General features: G+C 42.0%; 24 protein-coding genes. 17 read left to right on the forward strand and 7 right to left on the reverse strand.

The features are described 5' to 3' along the window. Positions 1 to 61 precede the first annotated feature (61 nt). Positions 62 to 316, reverse strand: coding sequence for a DUF2795 domain-containing protein (locus HUJ22_RS03485; RefSeq protein ID WP_020402200.1), 255 nt, complete (start codon positions 314 to 316; stop codon positions 62 to 64). Between the two features lie 152 nt (positions 317 to 468). On the opposite strand from HUJ22_RS03485, the gene HUJ22_RS03490 reads away from it, so the two are divergent. The 6 genes from HUJ22_RS03490 to HUJ22_RS03515 are packed head-to-tail and all read left to right on the forward strand — an operon-like array spanning position 469 to position 5718. Continuing rightward, complete coding sequence (locus HUJ22_RS03490) at positions 469 to 687, forward strand: twin-arginine translocase TatA/TatE family subunit (RefSeq protein ID WP_255135462.1); 219 nt, start codon at positions 469 to 471, stop codon at positions 685 to 687. A gap of 18 nt (positions 688 to 705) precedes the next feature. After that, a complete protein-coding gene (locus HUJ22_RS03495; RefSeq protein ID WP_290873918.1) occupies positions 706 to 2232 on the forward strand; it encodes an amidase family protein in 1527 nt (508 codons plus the stop codon). 16 nt (positions 2233 to 2248) lie between these two features. Next, a complete protein-coding gene (locus HUJ22_RS03500; RefSeq protein WP_290873921.1) occupies positions 2249 to 3013 on the forward strand; it encodes an SDR family NAD(P)-dependent oxidoreductase in 765 nt (254 codons plus the stop codon). Beyond that, positions 3006 to 3974 (forward strand): M28 family peptidase, encoded by a 969-nt coding sequence (locus HUJ22_RS03505; RefSeq protein ID WP_290873924.1) that lies wholly within the window; start codon positions 3006 to 3008, stop codon positions 3972 to 3974. Before HUJ22_RS03500 ends, HUJ22_RS03505 begins: the two co-directional genes overlap by 8 nt. Further along, positions 3974 to 4810 (forward strand): 50S ribosomal protein L11 methyltransferase, encoded by an 837-nt coding sequence (prmA, locus tag HUJ22_RS03510; RefSeq protein ID WP_290873927.1) that lies wholly within the window; start codon positions 3974 to 3976, stop codon positions 4808 to 4810. Before HUJ22_RS03505 ends, prmA begins: the two co-directional genes overlap by 1 nt. Then, on the forward strand, positions 4807 to 5718 hold the full coding sequence (locus HUJ22_RS03515; RefSeq protein WP_290873930.1) for a Ppx/GppA phosphatase family protein: 912 nt from the start codon (positions 4807 to 4809) through the stop codon (positions 5716 to 5718). The genes prmA and HUJ22_RS03515 overlap by 4 nt, the downstream gene beginning before the upstream one ends. 53 nt (positions 5719 to 5771) lie before the next feature. Here HUJ22_RS03515 and HUJ22_RS03520 read toward each other — a convergent pair whose 3' ends face one another. Further along, the gene (locus HUJ22_RS03520; RefSeq protein ID WP_290873934.1) at positions 5772 to 6281 is read right to left on the reverse strand and encodes a hypothetical protein; all 510 of its coding nucleotides are present in this window, start codon (positions 6279 to 6281) and stop codon (positions 5772 to 5774) included. Between the two features lie 159 nt (positions 6282 to 6440). On the opposite strand from HUJ22_RS03520, the gene HUJ22_RS03525 reads away from it, so the two are divergent. Together HUJ22_RS03525 and HUJ22_RS03530 are read left to right on the forward strand one after the other, a co-directional pair. Continuing rightward, a complete protein-coding gene (locus HUJ22_RS03525; RefSeq protein WP_290873937.1) occupies positions 6441 to 7073 on the forward strand; it encodes an RNA polymerase sigma factor in 633 nt (210 codons plus the stop codon). Positions 7074 to 7148: 75 nt separating this feature from the next. After that, on the forward strand, positions 7149 to 7955 hold the full coding sequence (locus HUJ22_RS03530) for a hypothetical protein (RefSeq protein ID WP_290873940.1): 807 nt from the start codon (positions 7149 to 7151) through the stop codon (positions 7953 to 7955). Between the two features lie 55 nt (positions 7956 to 8010). Here HUJ22_RS03530 and queG read toward each other — a convergent pair whose 3' ends face one another. The 5 genes from queG to HUJ22_RS03555 form a co-directional block, all read right to left on the reverse strand. Then, complete coding sequence (gene queG, locus HUJ22_RS03535) at positions 8011 to 8961, reverse strand: tRNA epoxyqueuosine(34) reductase QueG (protein ID WP_290873943.1); 951 nt, start codon at positions 8959 to 8961, stop codon at positions 8011 to 8013. Positions 8962 to 9048: 87 nt separating this feature from the next. After that, complete coding sequence (ftsE, locus tag HUJ22_RS03540; protein WP_290873946.1) at positions 9049 to 9753, reverse strand: cell division ATP-binding protein FtsE; 705 nt, start codon at positions 9751 to 9753, stop codon at positions 9049 to 9051. Beyond that, positions 9735 to 10517 (reverse strand): class I SAM-dependent methyltransferase, encoded by a 783-nt coding sequence (locus HUJ22_RS03545; protein ID WP_290873949.1) that lies wholly within the window; start codon positions 10515 to 10517, stop codon positions 9735 to 9737. The genes ftsE and HUJ22_RS03545 overlap by 19 nt, the downstream gene beginning before the upstream one ends. A 4-nt stretch (positions 10518 to 10521) precedes the next feature. Then, positions 10522 to 11517 carry a 4-hydroxythreonine-4-phosphate dehydrogenase PdxA gene (gene pdxA, locus HUJ22_RS03550; RefSeq protein ID WP_290873952.1) on the reverse strand — a complete coding sequence of 332 codons (996 nt, stop codon included), beginning with the start codon at positions 11515 to 11517 and terminating at the stop codon, positions 10522 to 10524. A 44-nt stretch (positions 11518 to 11561) separates the two neighbouring features. Beyond that, the gene (locus tag HUJ22_RS03555; protein ID WP_290873955.1) at positions 11562 to 12938 is read right to left on the reverse strand and encodes a GWxTD domain-containing protein; all 1377 of its coding nucleotides are present in this window, start codon (positions 12936 to 12938) and stop codon (positions 11562 to 11564) included. A 113-nt stretch (positions 12939 to 13051) separates the two neighbouring features. On the opposite strand from HUJ22_RS03555, the gene HUJ22_RS03560 reads away from it, so the two are divergent. The 9 genes from HUJ22_RS03560 to HUJ22_RS03600 all read left to right on the forward strand — a co-directional run bounded on the left by HUJ22_RS03560 (position 13052) and on the right by HUJ22_RS03600 (position 24008). Further along, the gene (locus HUJ22_RS03560; RefSeq protein WP_290873958.1) at positions 13052 to 14683 is read left to right on the forward strand and encodes an acyl-CoA carboxylase subunit beta; all 1632 of its coding nucleotides are present in this window, start codon (positions 13052 to 13054) and stop codon (positions 14681 to 14683) included. A gap of 88 nt (positions 14684 to 14771) precedes the next feature. Further along, positions 14772 to 15263 (forward strand): hypothetical protein, encoded by a 492-nt coding sequence (locus tag HUJ22_RS03565; protein WP_290873961.1) that lies wholly within the window; start codon positions 14772 to 14774, stop codon positions 15261 to 15263. A 100-nt stretch (positions 15264 to 15363) separates the two neighbouring features. Beyond that, positions 15364 to 16095 (forward strand): DNA repair protein RecO, encoded by a 732-nt coding sequence (gene recO / locus HUJ22_RS03570; RefSeq protein ID WP_290873964.1) that lies wholly within the window; start codon positions 15364 to 15366, stop codon positions 16093 to 16095. 4 nt (positions 16096 to 16099) lie between these two features. Further along, a complete protein-coding gene (locus HUJ22_RS03575) occupies positions 16100 to 17647 on the forward strand; it encodes a trypsin-like peptidase domain-containing protein (protein WP_290873966.1) in 1548 nt (515 codons plus the stop codon). Further along, complete coding sequence (locus HUJ22_RS03580; protein WP_290873969.1) at positions 17648 to 18196, forward strand: hypothetical protein; 549 nt, start codon at positions 17648 to 17650, stop codon at positions 18194 to 18196. Between the two features lie 170 nt (positions 18197 to 18366). Next, complete coding sequence (locus HUJ22_RS03585) at positions 18367 to 19728, forward strand: amidohydrolase family protein (protein ID WP_290873972.1); 1362 nt, start codon at positions 18367 to 18369, stop codon at positions 19726 to 19728. A gap of 4 nt (positions 19729 to 19732) precedes the next feature. Next, entirely contained in the window at positions 19733 to 21133 is a 1401-nt protein-coding gene (locus tag HUJ22_RS03590) for an amidohydrolase family protein (RefSeq protein ID WP_290873975.1), read from the forward strand. Positions 21134 to 21148: 15 nt separating this feature from the next. Then, positions 21149 to 22471, forward strand: coding sequence for an amidohydrolase family protein (locus HUJ22_RS03595; protein ID WP_290873978.1), 1323 nt, complete (start codon positions 21149 to 21151; stop codon positions 22469 to 22471). Between the two features lie 166 nt (positions 22472 to 22637). Further along, entirely contained in the window at positions 22638 to 24008 is a 1371-nt protein-coding gene (locus HUJ22_RS03600; protein WP_290873981.1) for an acyclic terpene utilization AtuA family protein, read from the forward strand. Positions 24009 to 24051 lie beyond the last annotated feature (43 nt).

Here is a 24051-nt window from a genome sequence, read left to right on the forward strand (position 1 = left end):
CGGTTGCTCAATGATTAAGCATATAGAATACAACCGCTGCCTCTGATGATTAGTTTATAAATTAAACGTCGTCGTAATCAAAGCCTTCGTCTTCTTCGTTATGGAAAAAGTCTTCTTTACGAATGTAATCCGGCCAGATATCTTCTATGCCTTCATATACAGGTTCTTCACCTTGTTCTATTTCTTCGAGTTCTTCAAGATTCACAATCACCTGGTTAGGCAGGCCATTGCGTTCTGCCCATTCAATAAGTTCCTCGCGGGTAGCGGGGAAAGGGGCGTCATCTAATGCTGCGGCTAATTCAACGGTCCAAATCATAGTTATGTAATTATTTTAAAATGAATGAGTGTAATAAACACATGTGTAGATAAAACACAAGTGAATAAATAAAATTTTTGTTCCAAATTCGTGCCGAAAATATTGTTATCTTCGCACAAATACATCAACTAAATCCTAAGAGGATTATTTTTATGTTTAACAGTTTAGGTGCCCCTGAAATTCTAATTATCGCCATCATGGTGTTGGTATTGTTTGGAGCAAAAAGAATTCCTGAATTAGCCCGTGGATTAGGCCAGGGTATCAAGGAGTTTCGTCAAGCTTCCAAAGACATTAAAAAGGAAATTGAAGACAGCTCCAGAGATATCAACGATGCTGCAAATCACGAAGAAACCTCCTCTAAAAGCAAATAAGAGCAGAAATTGAACTACATGACTATTGCCGAGACTCGCGAAAAAGTCTTATCTGGAGAAACAAAACTTCGCGAAATTGTAGAACATTATATCGAACAAATCGAAGCGCAAAATAGCAGTATAAATGCTTATGTAAATACTGATTTTGAAGATGCCCTAACCCGTGCTGATGAGATTCAAAAAAGAATCGATAATGGCACATCCGGCAAACTTGCCGGGGTAGTTATGGGTATCAAAGATCTGATTTCTGAGCGTGGAAAGAAATTAACCTGTGCGTCAAAAATTCTTGAGAACTTTGAAAGTGTTTATGATGCTACGGTTATTGAACGGCTCAGAGCCGAAGATGTTATTTTCATCGGGCGGTTAAACATGGACGAATTTGCCATGGGTTCGGCTAATGAATACAGCAATTTCGGAGCGACCAAAAATCCGCACAACACCGATAAAGTTCCGGGAGGATCTTCCGGGGGAAGTGCAGCAGCCGTTGCGGCTGATATGGCTATGGCCACTTTGGGTTCTGATACCGGGGGGTCTATTCGTCAACCGGCTTCTTTTTGTGGAGTGGTTGGACTGAAGCCTACATATGGCCGTGTATCCCGTTTTGGCTTAGTTGCTTTTGCTTCTTCATTCGACTGTATCGGCCCGTTAGCTAACACCGTGGAAGATACTGCCCGCATCCTGGAGGTTATTGCCGGCTTTGACGAGAGGGATAACACTTCTTCCCAAAAAGAGAAGGATGATTACGTGGCGGCTGCTCAAAATCCGGATAAAAAAATTAAAATAGGTGTTCCCGAAGAGTTTTTTGGAGAAGGCCTCGATGAGGAAATCAAGGAAGGAATTGAGCAAATTTTGAAAAACATGGAGGCTGACGGGGCTGAATTAGTTCCCATACAGTTGCCAAATTCAAAATATGGAATAGCTGCTTACTATATTTTGGCAACGGCTGAAGCTTCGAGTAACCTCGCTCGCTTCGACGGAATCCGCTATGGCCACCGTGCCGATAAAGATGAGATGCTTGATGAGCTGAAGCAGGAAGAGAAAGCCCTGAAGGAACAGTTTGAAATTGCCAAAGGGGATGAAAAAATAGCACTGCAGGAGCAATTAACTAAGCTTGATTCCCCGCTAATCCGCTTGTATAAAAAATCCCGTACAGAAGGATTTGGAACAGAGGTCAAACGCAGAATCATGCTCGGAACCTATGTGTTGAGTGCGGGTTATTATGATGCGTACTATGGAAAAGCCCAAAAAGTACGCCGGCTCATTCAAAATGACTACAAAGAAGCGTTTAAGAACGTTGATGTAATAGTCAGCCCAACGGCCCCAACCACGGCTTTTGATTTGGGATCAAAAATTGATGATCCTGTGCAAATGTATTTGAATGATGTATACACCATCAGTGCAAATCTGGCGGGTATTTGCGGTATTAATGTTCCGGCCGGAATGCACAGTAATGGCTTGCCCTACGGAATCCAATTCCTGGCTGATAGTTTTCAGGAATCCAAAGTACTGAACGCAGGCCGACTTGTTGAACTGCAATTTTCCTAAATAATCGATATTTATTATGAACAGGCTCAAGGGTAAAACAGCAATTGTAACCGGGGCTACTGCAGGTATTGGACTTAAAACTGCAGAGTTGTTAGCCGCGGAGGGTGTTCATCTAATACTTACCGGCAGGAGAGAAGAACGGCTGCAAGAGGTGAAAAAAGAATTTGAAGATCGATTTGATGTTTCAGTCCAAACGGCTTCTTTTGATGTACAGGATGCTGAAGCGTGTAAAACATTTGTGGATTCCCTTAGCTCATCGATAGATATTTTAGTAAACAATGCCGGCTTGGCCAAAGGCACTGATCCTGTTTACGAGGCCTCTTTTGATGATTGGAATACGATGATTGATACTAACATGAAAGGATTGTTATATCTGTCTCGCCTCATTTCACCTCAAATGCGTGAACGAAATACCGGGCATATTATAAATGTAGGTTCCACGGCCGGACATGAATCTTATGCCGGAGGGGTGGTTTACAGTGCCACAAAACATGCCGTAAAAGCAATTACGGAAGCCACAAAAAAAGATCTGCACGGTACCGAAGTTAGGGTGAGTATGATTTCTCCGGGGCTGGTGGAAACTGAATTTAGTGAAGTCCGTTTTGAGGGAGATAAAGAAAAAGCGGCAAATGTGTATAAAGGGATGAAGCCTTTGGTGGCTCAGGATATTGCTGAAATCATCGTATTTGTAGCTAATCGTCCGGCTCATGTTAATATTATGGACACGATTATCTATCCCGTTGCACAATCTTCTGCCACCATGGTACACCGAAATGAATAAGTGGTATCTTTTAGGAAGCATAATTTTTTTGTGGGGTTGCTCGGATTCAGGTAAACCCGGCCTTAAGTTTTCGGAGCAGGGAAGGGAGGTTCCGGCTTTTAACGCCGATTCAGCCTATCAGTTTGTGCAGCGCCAGGTGGATTTTGGCCCCAGGGTACCCAACTCCGAAGCTCACCGGAAAGCCATGGCTTATTTTGAAGATAAGTTTAGAGTATATGCCGGTTCCAATGCCGTTTTTACTCAGAAATTTACGGCTGAAGGATATGATGAAACGCTCGATCTTGGAAATGTGATCGCAGCATTTAACTTGTCATCGCCCGATAGAATCATGATTAGTGCCCATTGGGACAGTCGTCCGCGCGCAGATATGGACTCCGACTCAACTCGTAAAGATGAGGCAATTCTCGGAGCCGATGATGGGGGAAGTGGAGTGGCTGTATTGCTCGAGCTTGCGCGAATGTTCAAAGAAAATCCTCCGCCAATTGGGGTGGATATTGTATTATTTGACGGGGAAGATTATGGCAAATCAGGTAATCTTGATTTGTATTTCCTGGGCTCACGGTATTGGGCTAAAAATCCTCCTGTTCCGGGCTATAGTCCCCGTTTTGGGATTTTATTGGATATGGTGGGGGCGAAGGGGGCCAGGTTTCCAAAGGAACAATATTCAGTTCGGTTCGCTCCTAATTTGGTGGATGAAGTGTGGAACATTGCTTCAGAAAAAGGCTATAAAAATTATTTCCTTGATGAAAAAGGAGCGGCAGTTTCGGACGATCATGTAATAGTGAATGAACAGGCCGGAATTCCCATTATTAATATTATAAACCATAGCCGCACCGGACGAGGAAATACTGATTTTGCTCCTTACTGGCATACACATGATGATAATATGGAGATCATCAGTAAAAAAACCCTTCAAGCAGTCGGAGATGTCATGGCTGAACTTATTTATAATCGTTTATAATGGAATATGTTGAACTTCGCATATCACTAAAAGATGACTTCCACGAACTGCTGATAGCTGAGTTGTTTGATTTGGACTTTGAGGGCTTTGAACAAGAAGATGATATGCTGGTTGCTACCATACCTTCCAAACGATTTGATGATTCCAAGCGTGAAGATATAGAGCAAAAGCTTATGATTTTTGGCTTAGGTACCGTGATCCTGAGCGAAAAGGTTATCCCTCCGCAGAATTGGAATGAAGAATGGGAGCGCACCATCCAGCCGCAAACCATTGGGCAGTTTTATGTGCATCCGACTTGGTCGGGAACGGGAGGAGAGCTTGGAGATAAAATTGAGCTGATGATTGATCCCAAAATGGCATTTGGCACCGGGTATCATGCCACAACACAGGTGATGCTGGAGTGGCTTCCGGAAGTGATAAGCAAAGGCGACAAAGTTTTGGACGCCGGAACGGGAACCGGTATCCTGGCAATCGCAGCTCTTAAAGTAGGCGCCGATTCAGCCTTTGGATTTGATGTTGACGAGTGGAGTGAAACCAATGCCAGGGAAAATATTTTATTAAACGACGTAGGGAATTTTCAAGTTAAGCTGGGCTCAACGGAAGTGATCCCAAAGGGAGAAAAATATGATGTGATCCTCGCCAACATCAATCGAAATGCACTTATTGAACTTCTACCTGAATTGGTAATACATCTGGGTGAAGGTGGCAAAATAGTACTGTCCGGATTGCTGGAAGAAGATGAATACGTCATGCTGGAACAGCCGGTTTTAAAAGATTTAACCCACATGGAAACTCGTAATCACCTGGAATGGATTGCAATAATGTTTCAAGCATGAAAGCAGCCATTGATATAGGTACAAATACGGTTTTGTTGCTTGTCGCAGAAATGCATGAGGGGATGATCAATTCTCTTCACGAAGAACAGCGCGTGCCCCGTTTGGGGAAAGGGGTAGATGCCGACAAGAATATAAATCAAGCCGCTACGGATAGGGTTATTGAAGCCCTGAGTGAATACAAAGAAATTCTGGCATCCGGTTACCCGGAAGTGGAGAACGTAACGGTAACGGCTACCAGTGCAGTTCGGGATGCGAATAACCGGGAAGAGTTTATACAAAATGTAAGGAAAAGCACCGGGTATAATATAAAGCTGTTGTCGGGAAGGGAAGAAGCAGAATGGACGGCAGCCGGGGCGCTGTCAATGTTTTCCCAAAGCCCGGAAAACCAAACTGCAATTTTGGATATCGGTGGAGGAAGTACGGAGATTGCCCTTTTGAATGGACTTGAAGTCAAAGACAGTCATTCTTTTGACATGGGATCGGTGCGATTTACAGAGCGTTTTTTAAAAAATAATCCTCCCAAAACAAATGAGATTACAGCCTGTCGAGAAGAAATAAAGAGATTACTTGAAAGCCGACCATTTATTGTCAAAAATGATATACAAGCCGTAGGAGTTGCAGGGACGGTGACCACCCTTGCCGGAATGATTTTAGATTTAGAAACCTATCAACCAGAAAAGCTTAACGGATTTTCCATTTCAGCATATAAATTGCAGAACATTATCGACTTATTCAGCAAATACCCGTCGGAAGAAATGCTGAATAAACATCCGGTTTACCTGAAGGGGAGGGCTGATATCTTTTTGGCCGGTATGCTAATTTTAGAAGGGTTTATGACACATTTCAAGGTGACCGATATTACGGTTTCTACGGGAGGTATCCGTCATGGTGCAGTTTTAAAGACATAAAAAAAGCGCCAATAAATGAATAATGGCGCTTTGACTTTTCCTAAGTTTAGGAATTAGTTGCCGAGTGGGAAACGCACACCGGCTCCAATATTTAATTGATCGGCATCTCCAATAACATATTTCAGTTCCCCAAATAGATCACCAAAACCCACACCGTATTCCAAGCCGGCACCTAGGTTTAATCCAACTTCTGAATTAGAAGCACTCGCTGTATTTGTGCCATCATCGAACTTACTTTTGACGGTCATAAAGTTTAACCCACCAAGAGCGTAAGCAGTCAGTCCTTGTTCTTCATCTGCGTGAAAAATATAGTTTGCGTTCGCATTTAATTCCCACCAGGTAACGGTAGTGTTACCGAATTCCTCAGGGAAAAATAACCCCAAATCAACAACAGCTCTGAACTCTTCATTGATTTGATAGACCCCGTCAGCCCGAATACCCAGACGTTCAACTTCAGATCCATACATTAAGCCAACCCCTGCTTTTACAAATTGTGCTTGTGCCGTTTGTACCGCTAATACGGAGAATAAGACCATAAATACAAGCGTAGTTATTTTTTTCATAGTTATCTTTTTATTAGTTGATATTATTATTGTTGCATTACTGCTTCAACGATTAATACGCAGATTGTAATCAAAAAAGGTCAAATTTAAAAAAATGGAAAAAAAAGACATTTTCATTTGTCTCAGGCTTTGTATTTTAAGTGCTGAATAATTTATGATATGCCAGAAGAAAACTCCGAAATTAAAAATAACTCGCCGCGCCAAAATGCATCTGCAAGTAGTCTTGAAGATGATAAATTTGTGGCCGAAGCATTGGCAGGCCGGGAAGATTCTTACAAAAAATTAGTAGATAAGTATCAGAAGCCGCTTTACTTCCACATCCGTAAAATGATAAAGGAAGTAGAATTGGTGGAAGATTTGGTGCAGGAAGTGTTTATGAAAGCCTTCCATAATTTATCTACATACAGTAACGAATATGCTTTTTCTACCTGGCTATACCGCATTGCCACCAACCATACCATCGACTATCTGCGTAAAAAGAAACTGCAGACTTTATCCATCAATCAACCTTATCAAACGAAAGATGGGGAAATGGAAATTCAGCTTCCTGATGATAATTTCTTGACCGATCAGCCGGTAATTAAAAAGGAGAGAAAGCAGATCGTGCAAAATGCGATAGAGAATCTTCCGGAGAAATACAGGGCAGTAATAGAAATGCGCCACATGGAAGAGAAATCATACCAGGAAATAGCAGAGATTCTGGATCTGCCTTTGGGCACAGTAAAAGCACATATATTTAGAGCAAGAGAGTTACTGTATAAAGCTTTAATTGATAAAAGAGATAAATTTTAATCTTTTATTTGAGCCGTTTTTATTTCTTTTTACGCAGAAAGAAGTAAACAATCGAATAATATCTAATAGTTGACCATGAAATTATCAAATACAATAAAACTATTTTCTTGCTTACTGTTCTTTTCCCTGCTAACCATTTCATGTGGAGATGACCCGGCTTCTGCGAATGAAGATCCACCCGCTCTTCCAAGTTTTGAAAATGTAACAGCTGATGTTTCATTTTTTGAACAAAACAGTTCTGAAGTAAACTCAGAAAGTAATTTCAGTGCTGCTTATAATCACGCAATAGGACTTAGCAGTGTTTCTTTTATAAGTGGAATATATCTGGGCTTTTTCAATCCGGCCGACCAAAGTGAGGCTGATTTTAAAAACGGAAAATGGGTTTGGGAATACACTTACAGTGATGGCAGTGAATCTGTTATGATAACTCTGATCGCCGAGGAAGTCGGCAGCAACATGGTATGGGAAATGAATTGGTCGTATGATGACGGAGCAGGTAATTCTTTTGAAGATTATACGATGGTTCAAGGAATGGTAGCATTAGATGGTTCTTCCGGCAGCTGGACGTTTAATGATATGGATCCTGAAACAAATACAGAAACACCATATTTGATAACTACCTGGGAGAGATCAAGTGAAACAAATTACGAATCAACTACGGAGATTTATGATGGATCCGGTGGGGTTGATACTTATACGTTTACTCAAAACGGTGAAGTATTTGATGTTTCCTATACAAGCAGTGATCAGCAGACCAACATCTATGTGCATTGGGAAACAGATGTACAGACCGGTTATTACCAAATTGGTGACGACCAAGGCAGCCGTTATTGCTGGGATGCAACTTTTCAGAATGTTACCTGCTCAGACGTAGGGTACTAAAACTTTCTGCAACGCAGTTTTAATATTAAAAGCCGGCTTCTTCAAGTCGGCTTTTTTAATTTTGGGATAAGTTGGAAGATACAATGGAGACATTTGATTTGAACTTATCAAATTTCGCCCTTCGGATAGCACTGCCTTCAAAGGTTTCATCATATTGTTCCTGGGTGAGGTTCTCCCAGAAATTCAGATCTCGGTCAGCCACATAATCCCGGGGATGTAAATCTTCAAATTGGGCCAACACAGATTTACTGTTCCACGGACATACATCCTGACAAATATCACATCCGTAAATCCAGTTTTCTATATTGGTCTGGTATTGTTTATCAATTTCTTCTTTTAATTCTATGGTGAGATAAGAGATACACTTAGTTGCATCTACCCGGTAAGGCTCGTAAATGGCGTCAGTAGGGCATGCATCAAGGCATTTAGTACAAGAGCCGCAGTGATCGGTTACAGGGCTGTCATAACTCAATTCTGCATCAATGATCATCTCCCCGATAAAGAAAAATGAGCCGATATCTTTGTTAAGCAGATTCGAGTTTTTCCCAATCCACCCAAGCCCGGCCCGCTGTGCCCACACTTTATCTAATACAGGAGCTGAATCAGTAAAAATACGGCCTTCAAGATTTCCGAGTTTTTCTTCCGTAAACTTGAAGAGTTTTTTCAAATTCTTCTTCAGCACTTTATGATAATCCCGTCCCTGAGCATATTTGGAGATCAGTGGCCGGTCTTTAATTCCAATTTGTTCATTGTGTTTGGGATGGTGATAACTGGCTAATACCGAAACCACTGTTTTGGCCCCGGGGACAAGAAGGGTTGGGTCTACACGCTTGTCAAAGTGATAATTCATCCATCCCATGGTTCCGTGCCGCTCTTGATTCAGCCACTCTTCAAGCCTGCGTGCTTCATCCGGTAAATATTGTGCTTTGGCAAAACCACAGGCATCAAAACCCAGCTTAAGGGCATGGGTGCGAATTTGTTCGGTAAGCTTTTGTTGCTGAAGCATGGTTTGGTGAAATGTAAAATTAAAAATGAAAAATTATGAATTGGGACAAACCAATATTTAATTTTTCATTTTTAATTTACTGAATATCTAAGGTTTGACAGGTACCAGCTTTTCTCCCTTCCAAACTAAATCTTGGGTTTTGCCATTAACCATACGCACCGTTCGGGATTTGTACTTTTTAACGACTGCATAATCATGAGTAACCATCAAAACAGCCATCCCTCGATTATTTATACTCCGCAGGAGCTCCATGATTTCTTTAGTGGCTTTTGGGTCAAGGTTTCCGGTAGGTTCGTCAGCCAGCAAAATACGAGGCTCATTTGCCAATGCGCGGGCAATAACTACCCGCTGTTGTTCTCCCCCGGAAAGATCTCTGGGCATGTGCTTTCTGCGATGGCTTAACCCAACCATCGTTAAAACTTCAAGTACGCGTTGTTTGATGAATTTTGGTTTTTCGCCGGTTACCTGAAGTGAAAAAGCAACATTGTCGTGTACATTGCGATCCTGAAGCAATTGAAAGTCCTGGAATACAATCCCGAGCCTTCTTCGCAACATGGGAACTTCCCGTTCACTTATCTTATTGACCGGGTATTCGGTTACCCGGACAGATCCTCGATCAGGCACAACATCACGGTAAAGTAATTTCAGAAAAGAGCTTTTCCCAACACCCGTTGGCCCGATCAGGTAAGCAAACTCACCATTATGAAGCTTAAAATTTACATCGTCTAAAACCTGGGTATTATCATACCGTAAAGTTACGTTTCTTAATTCTATTATTGCTGTTTCTGACATCTAAGTACCATTGTTACACGTGTGCTGTTATCGTCTGCATCTACCAAGTCAAAACCTTCATATTTGGCTACCTGATGATAGGAGGTTTGTTCCAAAATTGACAGCATTTCCTTGAGTGAATAAATACGTTGTTTGTGAATTTCATTATAGCTTCGAATCACCGTCTTCCCGTCTGCCGCCAATTCTTCAATATCAAATTCATTAAAGTGGAATTGTTCTTCAGGTTCGTACCGGCTTTCCCTAAAGTAACGATAAGGCCCAAAGCTGCCTTCTTCATTATTTAAATAATCAACGGCTTCCAGTGAGTTTTTAGGGGTTGAGAAATCATAGATAAGTAATCCTCCGGGTTTTAAAATAACCTGACAACCCCGAAGCATTTTTAAAATATCCTGCTCGTTGTGGAGGTAGTTTACGCTGTCAAAAACTGAAAATATGACATCATACTTTCGATCACTTTTGATCTCCGTAAAGTCCATGGTATCAAATTGAACACGGGCTTCTTGTTCTGCGGCTTTTTGCCGGGCTTTGTCAACCATGGCTGCCGATTTATCGGTAGCAGTTAGGTTATATTCATCTATGCCCGCCAGGGAAAGGGAAATAGTTCCGGTACCACAAGCAAGCTCCAATACGTCAACTGGGTTGGGGTGATGGGTTTGGATAACCTCGTCGATAAAATCAGCCCACATTTCGTAATCCACATCTTTCATGAGAACATCATAAAGGTGAGCCAACACAGAATAAATTTCGGTATTTTCAGGTTTCACAAAATTATTTTTTTGCAAGTTTAACAGCCAGGTTATAGGCTTCTTTAAAAGATGACGGATCGGCGATACCTTTCCCGGCAATGTCAAACGCGGTACCGTGATCGGGGGAGGTACGGATAATAGGCAGTCCGGCTGTGAAATTTACTCCTTTTCCAAATGAAAGAAGCTTAAAAGGAGCCAAGCCCTGATCGTGATACATGGCTAAAATAGCATCATGTTTTGTATGCAATTTTCGTCCAAAAAATCCATCTGCAGGAAAAGGCCCGTGTATGGCAAATTGATTTTGTGTACCCCGTATCTCCTTTATGACAGGGTCAATAATTTCAATTTCTTCCATTCCAATAACTCCGCCATCACCGGCATGCGGATTTAACCCAAGCACGGCAATTTTAGGCCGCTCAATCCCGAAATCATTTCTGAGGCTGTCAGCCAATATCTGCACTTTTGTTTTAATTAGATTTGCAGAGATATGGTCGGCCACCTCTTTAATAGGTACATGGGCAGTGACCAACGCTACCCGGAGATTATCATTCACAAGCATCATCAGTACATGCTCAGCATTGGTTTGAGCAGCCAGAAACTCAGTATGTCCCGGGATATCATATCCGGCAAGATTTACTGCTTCTTTTGAGATAGGGGCGGTAACCATTGCGTCAGCCCGTTTCATTAAACACAGGTCAATACTTTTTTCAATAGAAAGCATTGCTGCTTTTCCGCTCTCAGCAGATTGTATTCCCGGGGTAATTTTGAGCTGGTCATCTTTTAAATGAAGAACGTTAACCTTTCCCTCTTTTTTATTTTCAGGATCAGTTATAAAGTGAAATTCCGGCTGGGGAGAAAACAGTTCACAATAGTATTCAATAATGGTTTTGGGTGCAATAATCACCGGAATGGATTTTTTCAGATCTATTTCGGATAGAGATTTAAGGATAATCTCAGGTCCGATACCATTAAAATCGCCTATGGAAATTGCTATGTTTGGAATTCTCTTTTTTAGCATTGCGCTTTGAAATTACAGCTTATTAGGAGTAATCCACAGAAATATTAACGTGATCCAACTAAGATAAAATCGCCAAACCCGGAACCGGCTTCAAAAACAAAAGTTCTGTTTGGGTATTTCCATATTTCACGTGTTTTTTCTCCGGGCGGAAAGATGCGTTCTTTTTCGTTAGGGGGGCCAAACTTAATATAAATTTCGCCCTGATCGTTTTCATGGCCCATGGGGTTTTCTTCGCTTCCAAACTCTTTAAATGCGTAATCAATTCTGCGATAATATTCTGCCATCAATTCATTGTAGACCGTGTTTGGTGTAGGGTCTCTGCTTTCCCAAAACTCACGGAATTTCTGTTCCCTTTCACTGACATTACCTTTTTTAATTCGTGCAATTTCTTCATCTGAGACAATATATTTCAACATCTCGATAGATATATTCAGGTTGTAGAGACTTGCAGGCATATCCGGCCAATAGGAGCGGAAAAATGTACGCGCTATGGGTTCACTGCTTTCATTTTTTAATAATGATAAAAAATAAGGGGCGTTTTTAAATCGGCTCGCCGGAATAGAAACAACCGCGTAAGTGTAGGGGTAATTTCCTTCCATTAAAGTGAGCGATGGATATTTTTGTTTATTTAGCTTTATTGTAGAGGCTGTGTAGATGTTGCTTTTGGAAAGATCAGCAGTATAAACAGTTTCGCCGGCAGTAGTATCGTTTCGGGAAGTATTTGCATCATTTACTTTAAGGGAATAATTAATTGAGGGATCATAATCAGGAATTCGAATCAGTGCCTGAAAATCCTTTCCAAAAGGAACATTGCTCTCCATATTCATCAAGTGAAGGATTTGATTGTCGTCTTTTGAGCTTTGTTCTTTAATTAAAATAATTTCCCCGGTCTTTTTGGTGCTTAAATCAGGCACCGATACATTGCGACGCTGCGTACTTCGTTCATTAACTTCTTGCATCATAGACAATTGCAGGATAAAATTATACGTGCGGGGAGCAAGCTGAATAGAGAGCGCACCGGATGCATATAAATCTTTGGATTGGGTTTCCTCAAAAGAAGAGGTAAACACAGTGTCTGCCCACGAATCCCGGGCTACGGAAGTTGTGGAAGGTTCTTGTCGGCGTTTTAATTTCCCCTCAAATACCTCAGTGTTTAACCTGATTGTAGAATAAAATTCGGCTCCTTCGGGTACATCCATAGAATGATTTGAAGGAATTTTTTTGTAAGGGATGAAATCATTATCAAACCTAAAGATAAAAGCGAGAGTGGTTTTGCCATCTTCACCGGGAAGTATGATGTCGTCAATAAAAATAGTTGGATTTTGAGAACGCATCACCAATTGCGGGTAGGACACTCGCTGGGCCAATAATGAAGTGGAAAATCCTAAAAAAAGAAGTAAGATTAGTATTTGCTTGCTCATGAAGATCAATTTTTTGAATGAATTAAATCAATATCGGGGTTTACACATTAAATATAATCCCTATTTTCAACGCAGCATTTCAATTTACATTATTAAGATAAAAAAATCGGTTTATGAGTAACACATCCGAAAGCGCTACCAAGAATTGGTTACACAGCCTGATTGAAGAATTTGGTGAAATAGAAGGTGAAATTAAATTGGGAGGCGGACAAAAACGCATCGACAAGGAGCATGGAAAAGGTAAGCTTACTGCGCGGGAACGTATTGATCGGCTTACCGATAAAGATTCCCGTTTTTACGAATTGGGTCTTTGGGCCGGTTATGAAATGTATGAGGAGCAGGGGGGATGCCCTTCCGGTGGAGTGATTACGGGTATCGGAGAAGTAAGCGGCCGAAAGTGCATGATTGTGGCAAATGATGCCACCGTGAAGGCAGGCGCATGGTTCCCAATTACCGCCAAAAAGAATTTAAGGGCTCAGGAAATTGCCATTGAAAATCATATCCCGCTCATTTATTTGGTTGATTCCGCCGGTGTTTTCTTGCCTATGCAGGATGAGATTTTCCCCGACAAGGACCACTTTGGGCGCATGTTCAGAAATAATGCAGTTATTTCGGCCAAAGGGATCCCGCAAATTGCAGCCATCATGGGGAGCTGTGTGGCCGGCGGGGCCTATCTTCCGATTATGAGTGATGAAGCCCTGATTGTGGATGGAACCGGAAGCGTATTTTTGGCGGGAAGTTACCTGGTTAAAGCCGCCATAGGAGAGGAAGTTGATAATGAGACTTTGGGCGGCGCCACCACACACACTGAAATATCCGGTGTTACCGATTATAAAATGGAAGACGACGAAGAATGCCTTTCAACCATTCGGGATTTGATAGATAAATTAGGTCCGTTTGATATGGCCGGATTCAATCGAAAAGAACCTAAAGAGCCCAAACGACCTGCCAGTGATGTTTTTGAGATCCTTCCGGAAGCACGCACGAGCCCTTATGATATGAATGAATTACTGGAGTGCATTGTGGATGAGGATAGTTTTACCGAATTCAAAAAAGGATACGGGCAAACGCTTATCACCGGTTATGCTCGAATTGACGGATGGAGTGTAGGTATTGTAGCAAATCAACGCACGGTTAGCAGAACCAAGAAAGGTGAGATGCAGATTGGAGGCGTAATTTATTCTGACAGTGCTGACAAGGCGGCTCGTTTTATTATGAACTGTAATCAAAAGAAAATCCCGCTGATTTTTTTCCAGGATGTAACCGGGTTTATGATTGGTAAAAGAAGTGAGCATGGGGGCATTATCAAAGACGGAGCCAAAATGGTGAATGCCATGAGTAACAGTACGGTTCCCAAAATCACTATCGTAGTAGGCAACAGCTACGGTGCCGGAAATTATGCCATGTGCGGCCGTGCTTACGACCCGCGATTTATGTATGCCTGGCCTACCGCAAAAATAGCGGTAATGAGCGGAGCTTCAGCCTCAAAGACGTTGATGCAAATTCAGGTGGCCGCACTGAAGAAAAAAGGAAAAGAAGTGAGTGAAGAGGAGCAGGAGAAAATTATGAAAGAAATAAGCGATCGGTATGATACGCAAACGGATGTTCGATACGCAGCTTCTCGCCTGTGGGTGGATGGAATCATAAATCCCCTGGAAACCCGGGAACGGATTTCCAAAGCCATCGATTGTGCAAATCTTAATCCTGAAATAGAAGAGTTTAAAACAGGGGTTATTCAGACCTGATTGAAGGGATCCATAGATTGACCAACGGAAGGCACAGTCAATGTGCCCTTAGTGTTTCAAGAGTGCTTTACTTACCAAACTCCAATTCATGAATTACGATCTGAGCAAAAACCATAATTTGGTGTTCCTGGGAGTTGAAGCTAGCTTCACGCTCATTGATTTTCTGCTGTTTTTCTCAAGTTTCCTGTTGGGGTTTGTCTTCGCACTTTTCTTCCTCATTTTCGCCATTGCGGTACTTCAGAAAATATTCTCACGTTATGAATTTGAGTTTAATACGGATGAATACACGATCACAAGGTACTATAAGTTTTTCAGCTACTTTAGATTTCGCCTTCAAACCATTGGCTTTGGAGAAGTAGATGAATTTTTGTTATCCAATTATGAGAGTGGTCAGGCTCTGTTCAGTAAGGGGCTGAAACCGAAAGAGTGGTTTACTTTAGATTTGATGACCGAAAATGGATACATCCGGCTGGTAAAATCAGAGGAGGAAGAATTGGATGAACTTTATGAATTGTATCAGGATTTAGAGGAAAAGCTGGAAATCTATTTCAAGTTTCGCATCGAATTTTTGGAAAAATAAATCAGGTGTTAGTCGGAGTTATTACAAGAACCTAATTTCTAACACCTAACACCTGTTTTTCTGTTTCTTTTCTCAATGTTCTGAGATATGTTTACTCACCATGATTGTACACACGCAAGCCATTATATTACGGGTTATCGATTATCAGGAATCGAGTAAAATTCTGACGGTTCTTTCCGCCGAACACGGTAAGATTGCGCTTATTGCCAAAGGGGCAAAAAGGCCAAAAAACAAACTCACAGGTATTTTAGAAATAGGAGCGGTATTGGATGTAGTATATTATTACAAGCAGTCAAGAGGAGTGCAAACCCTAACCGAAGCTTCAATTCATTATTCCACTAACTGCTTTCGGGAAGACTTTGAGAGGGCAGCTGTATTATATGCAACATTGGAACTGTTGAGTCAACTCTTACATGAACATGAAGTGAATAAACCGATTTTTGACTTCGCGCTTAATTTTATAACATGGCTGGGAGAGGCGGCGGAAACTTACCCGTCGATTTTTCCGTATGTTCAATTGCGTCTCGCTGAAATTACAGGGATTGGACTTGTCAGTGCGCTCACCGAAATTCCGGATAATGCATATTTAAATATCTCAAGCGGAAATATTTCGGAACAATCCGAGGATGATTTGTCCTATAAACTAACTCAGGCACAGACACGTTTTTTAATTATGGCTATGTCAGGCAAAAGTAAAAATATATTTAAAACAGGATTAGAGAATGGAGAGCTCAAACAACTTGTTCACCATTTAGATGTATATTTTAAGTACCATATTGATGGCTATCAGGAAAGAAGATCGGATTCCATTTTTGAACAGATGATAAGGTGATTTTATGAACAGGAAAGATTTAATACTCACAGGTATTTTGTTGGTCATGATCGGTATTACTGCTGGTACCCTGATAGCACTTTATACTATAAACGAAGAATTAGCACCTTTATCAGAGGTTCGGACTACTGAAATAACACGCAGCGGTGAACCTTTCATCAGTGATGAAGCTCTCGAGGGTGCCGATGCCCGTTTCTTGTTCAAAAAAATTGCGGAAGAAGTCACGCCAACCGTGGTTTATATTGAAGCGATTGTCCCGATCGAAGGTGCAATTCCTAATGATGAGAATCACGAGTTTGAAGAAGAGGATGAAGATGGAGAAAGCATTTGGGATCGCCTTATGCCCCGCAGAGCACGAACAGTAGGCTCAGGTGTTTTGATAACTTCAGACGGTTATATTTTAACCAATAATCATGTGATAGATGGTGCGGTAGAAAAAGGATTAACGGTAGTGCTAAGTGACAAAAGAGAGTATCGGGCTAAAGTTGTAGGGTTTGATTCCAGCACGGATCTTGCCGTCATAAAAATTAATGGAACTAATTTTCCGAATGCTACCATAGGAGATTCGGAAACACTGGATGTGGGCGAATGGGTATTGGCAATTGGTAATCCATTTAGGTTAAGATCCACAGTAACAGCCGGTATTGTAAGTGCTTTGAGCCGGGATGTTCAGATTATTAATGATCAGATGCGCATTGAGAGTTTTATACAAACGGATGCGGCTATTAATAAGGGGAACAGTGGTGGAGCTTTGGTAAACACCAGTGGTCAGCTTATTGGAATAAACACCGCTATTGCTTCACAAACAGGGGCTTACCAGGGCTATGGATTTGCTGTCCCGAGTAATCTTGCCATTAAAGTAGCAGAAGACTTAATTGAACATGGACAAGTTCAACGGGCTTTGCTGGGTGTAACAATCGCAGGGGTTGACTATGACAGAGCTGTTGAAAAAGGGATGGAAACAGTTCGAGGAGTCGAGATTTTGAATGTAGTGCAGGATGGAGCGGCTTCGGAATCAGGTATCCGGCCAGGTGATGTAGTGCTTCAGGTTAATGGGGTAGAAGTAAATGAAGCAAACCAATTGCAACAGCAGGTAGCGGTTTTGCGCCCCGGAGAAACAGTAAATCTAAGTATTTTACGTGAGGGGAAAATTATCCAGAAGAATGTTGCACTTAAATTGTTAGAGCGCGAAACCATTCCCGAAATCACTTCAAATGAAGAACCCATCATTCCGGATGAAATACCTGAAGGAAATAATGAAGGGGCAATGTACAGAGATTTTGAGTTGGGTTTTAGAGTTATGGCTTTGGCCACTCCGAAAGACCCGGAAAAATTTGATTTATATGTTGACCGGGTTTATCAAGGTACAGAAGCCTGGAACCGGGGATTGAGAGCAGATCAACAAATTTTAAAAATAGAGGAAGAAAAGGTTGAAGATCTCACAGGTTTAGAAGAACTTATGCACCGCAATTTGAATGATAAAGGTTCGGTGATGCTCGAGATTATAAACGAGGATGGCGCTCGGGGTTTTATCCAGCTAAAAAAGAAGTAAATGTCGAATATTTTTAAGGGATTATTTTTTGGTATCGTGTTGGTAGTTATAACTGGATTATCCGCCTGTTCAACCTCCGAAAAAACCACTACTGTGGATGTGGGCACCTCAGGTGATAGTTATCCGTCTTGGTATGTACCTTCAGGATTTGGGGCAGATTCCCTGACATTCCATGGTTTTGCAACTGCGGTATCATCTGATTCTGTTATAGCCATGGCAAATGCGGAACTTCAGGCACGCATCAATCTTGAAAGTAACATAGCTGAAAAGATGGAATCTGTTCGCAAAGAGTTGGAAGAAAACGGATCATCTGCAGTTACGAATACTGATTTTATTCTCATCTTACGAAATGCTCATAATGAGGTTCAAACTGCTGCAACAAGCGAGGATAAATCTTCTCACAAAGAAGACAGGGGGTATCGTGGATTTGCAAAAGTTTCCATTACCAAAATCGATTTGGAATCTTTGCTTAAGGACGGTTTCAGTGGGCACCCAAATTATTGGAGAGAGCTTAATTCATCAGCTTTATTTGCCGAAGAAATTAATTGACCTGCATCGCTATTTCTCCAGTGCCAATTTCCTGATTCTTCTGTCAGCTTAAATATTACTCACCCCGATATGCTGAATATTTACAAAATTTAGATATACACCGCTTTCTTAAGAACAAATTAATGCGGTTATTGTCACCATCAAAAAACTTAAAAATCAGAACATCTGCTATGAGAAAACAATTACTATTGTTGGCGCTGTTGTTTGTGGGGTTAAGTTTTCAGGGTATTTTCGCCCAATCTACTCCCGCACACGCGCTAAAGAACGTAACCATTCATAATGCCGATGGCTCCACGATCGAGTCAGCCACCATTGTGTGGCGCGACGGCGTGATTGAAGCCATTGGAACCAATGCAAACATCCCATTCGATGCCTTTGAGATTGACGGGGGCGACAGCCTTCACGTTTATCCGGGCTTTATCGATGGATTTTCAATCTGGGGAAGTCCTGACCTGCCTCGGTCACAAGATTTACCTCGCTTGGATGAGCCGGGGAATCCGCCGTTTGACCGTGCCGGGGTTCAGCCAGAACGAAAACCATCTGAGCTTTTAAAGGATGACAAGAACTTTGAAGCGGGAATGAAAGCAGGCTTCACAACTGCGGCATTATATCCAAACGGATATATGTTACCTGGACAAGTGGAGGCATTTTACTTATCTGCCAATCATTCTGATGTTGACCTTATAAAAGAAAGCATAGGGTTGGCCGGATCATTTGACACGGCACCCGGAGGATGGGGTAGTGGAGCATATCCTTCTACGTTGATGGGGGTGATGGCTAAATTCAGGCAAGTAATGTTTGATGCCATAGCGCTTCAGCAACATATAAATTATTATAAACAGAATCCTGAAATGCCGGCGCCTGACCGCAGCAACGTTTTAGAAGCCATGTTTCCATTGGTAAACAACTCGGCTCCCTTGTTTTTTGAAGTGGACTCCAAAGAGCATATCGAGAGATTATTTAAGCTTCAGGATGAGTTTGGGTTTGACGCAGTGATTGTTTCCGGAAAAGAAGCCTATGCCAAAGCGGAGGAGTTGAAACAGCGAAACATTCCGGTATTGGCTGGTATAGACTTTACCGATGCGCCAAAATGGTATGAAGAAGAGAAGAAAGAAGAAGATCCGGATGAAAAAGAGGAAGAAGTTTCTGAAGAAGAGGAAGAAGAAATTTCTGAAGAAGAACAAGCTTATCGTGAGAAGCGATTGGAAGCCTGGAAAGCGGAAGTCACAAATATCAAAAAACTGATGGATGCCGGTGTTTCTGTAGGCTATGCTTCGGCTGGTCTTGAACTCAAAGATCTCTCCAAAAAACTCAAAATCCTGTTGGATGAAGGAGGGCTTTCCGAGAATGATGTGGTTTCCCTGATGACCATAAATACATCAAATATTCTTGGTTTGAATCGTACTCATGGAAGTCTTGAAAGAGGTAAGAATGCCAGTTTCTCGGTATTTGATAAAGCCATGTCGGAAGATAAAGCAAAAGTGCTGCACAGCATTTCGAACGGTATTATTCACGAATTTAATGGGAATTAAGAATATGAAGAAACTGATAACACTATGTATGATCGCAGCCTTTGCAATTACTGCACAAGCGCAGGATAAAGGCTCGGTTCTTATTCAAAACGCAACGGTAATCACTGTTACCAACGGTGATTTGGAAGAAACGGATGTACTCATCCGGGATGGGATTATTCGAGAGATCGGAAAAGATCTCAGTGCCCCACGTGGAGTTGAGACCGTAGATGCCACCGGTAAATTTGTAATGCCCGGTATCATTGATGCTCACTCTCACTTAAACGGAGTAGATATCAATGAAGCTCGAAACCCGGTTACGGCCGAGGTTACCATGGAAGAATCTGTAGATCCCAATGAAGTGGGTATCTATCACGCACTGGCCGGTGGAGCAACCACCATTCATCTGATGCACGGTTCGGCCAACGTAATTGGTGGTCAGGGAGAAACCCTGAAACTTAGATACGGAGCCTCTCAGGAAGGAATGAAATTTGAAGGAGCCAAGCGTACCATCAAGTTTGCTTTGGGTGAGAATCCTACCCGTGTACACGGACAAGGAAACGGCGTACAGCCCCGAACCCGAATGGGTGTTGAGCAGGTTGTTCGCGGTCACTTTGACGAAGCTCTCGATTACAAGCGTAAAAGAGAGGCTTATTTAGAGGCCAAAGCCCAATATGATCGCCGCGGTCGTGGCACTCCTCCGGTTCCTGTTGCTGAAAACCTGAGATATGAAGTGCTGAATGATATCATTGAAGGTGAGATTTTTGTTCACTGTCATTCCTATCGTGCCGATGAGATCCTGATGCTGATGCGGGTTTTCAATGATTATGGAATTGAAAACTATACCTTCCAGCATGCCAATGAAGCCTTCAAGGTAGCGAATGAATTGGCAAAGAATGGAGCTATGACCTCCGTATTCTCCGACTGGTGGGCCTATAAGTTTGAGGTGTACTACTCAACAGCTTACAATGCTTCTATCCTGAATGCGAATGGGGTAGTGAACAGTATAAATAGTGACAATGATCAACTACTGAGAACGCTGAATCATGAAGCGGCTAAAGTTGTACGATACGGTGACACTTCAGTGAATGACGCCATCAAGATGATCACCCTGCACCCGGCTATTCAGTTGGGAATTGATGATCGTGTGGGAAGTATTGAAGAAGGCAAACACGGTGATGTGGTAGTTTGGGACGGACATCCGCTCAGTATTTACAGCAAAGCTGAAATGACCTTCGTAGATGGAACCAAATACTTTGATTTGGCGAATGATCCTGATGATATGAGGATCCAGATCAACCCCGGTGCCGATTTCGATGACGGTTCCAACTTCCGAAAGATCGTGGATAACAGAGATGAAGATGCCTGTATTCAGGACACATTCATTCTTTTACAGAATCAGGCTCAAACACACGTACATAACTAAACAGGAGACAGAAACATGAAGAAACTCAATATATTTGCTGTAATTGTTGCTCTGCTGTTTGGTTTAACGGCCACAGCGGAAGCTCAGATAACCGATAAACCTGAATTTGGCAAGTTTGCCATAACAGGAGCCACTATTCATACCGTAACAAACGGAACGATTGAAGGCGGTATAATTTTGATTGACGGAGAAGATATTGCGTTTGTTGGTCAAAATGTAAAAATCACAAATGAATACACCCGTATTGATGCTACCGGTAAACACGTATACCCGGGTTTTATTGACGGCTGGTCCGGTTTGGGACTGGTCGAAGTCTCAGCCGTTGCCGTTACAGTTGATAATGCTGAATTGGGTCAGTTCAATCCACATATGTATGCCTTTACAGCGTTTAATCCACACAGTGCTTCGGTACCTGTGACTCGTGTAAGCGGTGTTACAACCGTTCTTTCGCATCCTAGTTCTGGAAGTATTTCCGGAAAGGCAGCCGTAATGGATCTTTGGGGGTATTCTCCGGATTCAATGGCGGTCAAGAAAAGTGGTGCCTTGGTTATGAATCTTCCCTCATCTTCAGGAGGTGGATGGTGGGATGACCGCAGCGAGGAAGAAATCAAAAAGGAATACGAGAAGGACCTGAAGGAAATAAACGACTTTTTGGATAAAGCTCGTTTTTATGATCGTATGATGAAAGCATATGAAGCAGATCCTTCCGGAAAAACCAAGCCGGATCATGATCCAAGAATGGAAGCTATGAGAGAGGTTCTTTCCGGAGAAGTCCCGGTTGTAATCTCAGTAAATGATGAGAAAGAAATTCTGGATGCCCTTGAATGGATTAAAAACCATGATGAGATGCGGTTTATCTTTGAAGGGGTAAACGAAGGTTGGCGTGTAGCCGAAGAAATTGCTGAAGCCGGTATTCCGGTTTTAACAACCACTCTTTATACTCCTTCCCGGGATTATGATAATTATCAGCGTCCTTACCAAAATCCGGGCTTAATGGCGGAAGCCGGAGTAAAAGTGGCTATTGTTTCAGATGATACCGAAAACTCTCGCAACACTCCGTTTGAGGCAGGGTATGCTGCTGCTTATGGCATGGATGTTGAAGAAGCCTTAAAAGCTGTAACTATCAACCCTGCTGAAATTTTTGGGGTTGATGACCGGCTGGGCTCACTGGAAGAGGGTAAACAAGCCAACTTGTTTATTTCGGATGGTGACCCTTTTGAACCTATGACAAAGATTGAGCAGGTATTTATCAAAGGAAATAAAATTCCAATGGATAGTCGTCATATTCAGCTCTACCAAGAATTCCTGGATAGAGATGCAGTAAATGTAAATAAATGACAACCGAAAGCTGAAGGAGCGATGTTAACTCTTTCTGCTGTCATTGGTAACATTGAAAATTTCAAAAAAGACCCGCTTGCTTACAGGCGGGTTTTTTTATTTCACATGCAGTGAAAATATCACGATATTCAGCCCGAATTTCAGTTGTACCAAAGAAGTAGTTTTTATGAAAGATTTTATCCGCATTGCATCGGGACAAGGTTTCTGGGGTGATCTCCCTAATGCCCCCGTAAACCAAGCTAAAAAAGGGCCTATTGATTATTTGGTAATGGATTACCTTGCCGAGGTTACAATGTCCATTATGCAAAAACAACGAATGCGAAATCCGGATTGGGGATATGCCAGGGATTTTGTGAATGTTGTGGAACAGGTGCTGCCGGAAATTAAAAACGACGGCATCAAGGTAATCAGCAATGCAGGCGGGGTAAATCCTATGGCTTGCAAAGATGAAATCCTGAAAGTAGCAAAAGAAAAAGGTTACTCCGGTTTAAAAGTTGCGGTTGTGGATGGGGATGATATCCTTCATCAAATAGATGAATTGATAGCGGATGGACACGAATTGAAGAATATGGATGATGGCCGTCCCATCTCTACAATAAAGGATCAATTATTGAGTGCCAATGTATATTTTGGGTGTCAGCCTATCGTTGAAGCTCTTGCGAAAGATGCAGATGTAATCATTACTGGCCGTGTTACCGATACCGGCCTGACTTTGGCTCCTATGATCCATGAATTTGGCTGGGAATATGACGATTTTGATAAAATGGCTGTTGGTACTATCGCAGGGCATATATTAGAATGCGGTGCCCAATCATCAGGTGGAAATTTTACGGACTGGGAAAAAGTAGAAGATTTTGCGGATATCGGCTTCCCCATTGTTCAGGCTTATCCTGACGGTGAGTTTTTTGTAACAAAACATGAGGGAACCGGCGGTCTTGTAAGTGCCATGACGGTGAAGGAGCAATTACTTTATGAAATTGGAAATCCGGCTGAATATATTACACCGGATGTAATAGCTGATTTTACCTCTATTCAAGTGGAAGAAACAGAAAAAAACATAGTAAAAGTATCAGGAATTAAAGGGCACTCGGATACTCCTACATACAAAGTCTCTGCCAGTTATAATGATGGCTACAAACTAGCCGCAACATTGGTTTACAGCTGGCCGGATGCTTTAAAAAAAGCCGTGAAAGGTGCAGAAATTTTAGAAAAACGAGCAGAATTACTTGATCTGAACTTCGATGAATTCCATAAAGAGTACATTGGATATAATGGAAATTCTGAAAAGCCGGTAACTGAAGAAGCCCTGAATACGGAGTATGATGAGATTCAGATGAGGGTTTCAGTATCAGGAAAAAACAAAAGTGATTTAAATCGCTTCGGGATGGAAATCGCTCCACTTATCTTGACAGGTCCAAGTGGAGTAACGGGCTTTGCCGGAGGCCGCCCCAAGGCAAGTGATGTGGTGGCTTATTGGCCAGCCTTATTGGATAAGAAAGCAGTATCACCAAGAGTTACTTTATTCGAAATTAAATAATATCAACTTTCATGTATCATGAAGACATTTATTCGTGATTGTT

The organism is Gracilimonas sp. (assembly GCF_014762685.1).
Classification (GTDB): Bacteria; Bacteroidota; Rhodothermia; order Balneolales; family Balneolaceae; genus Gracilimonas.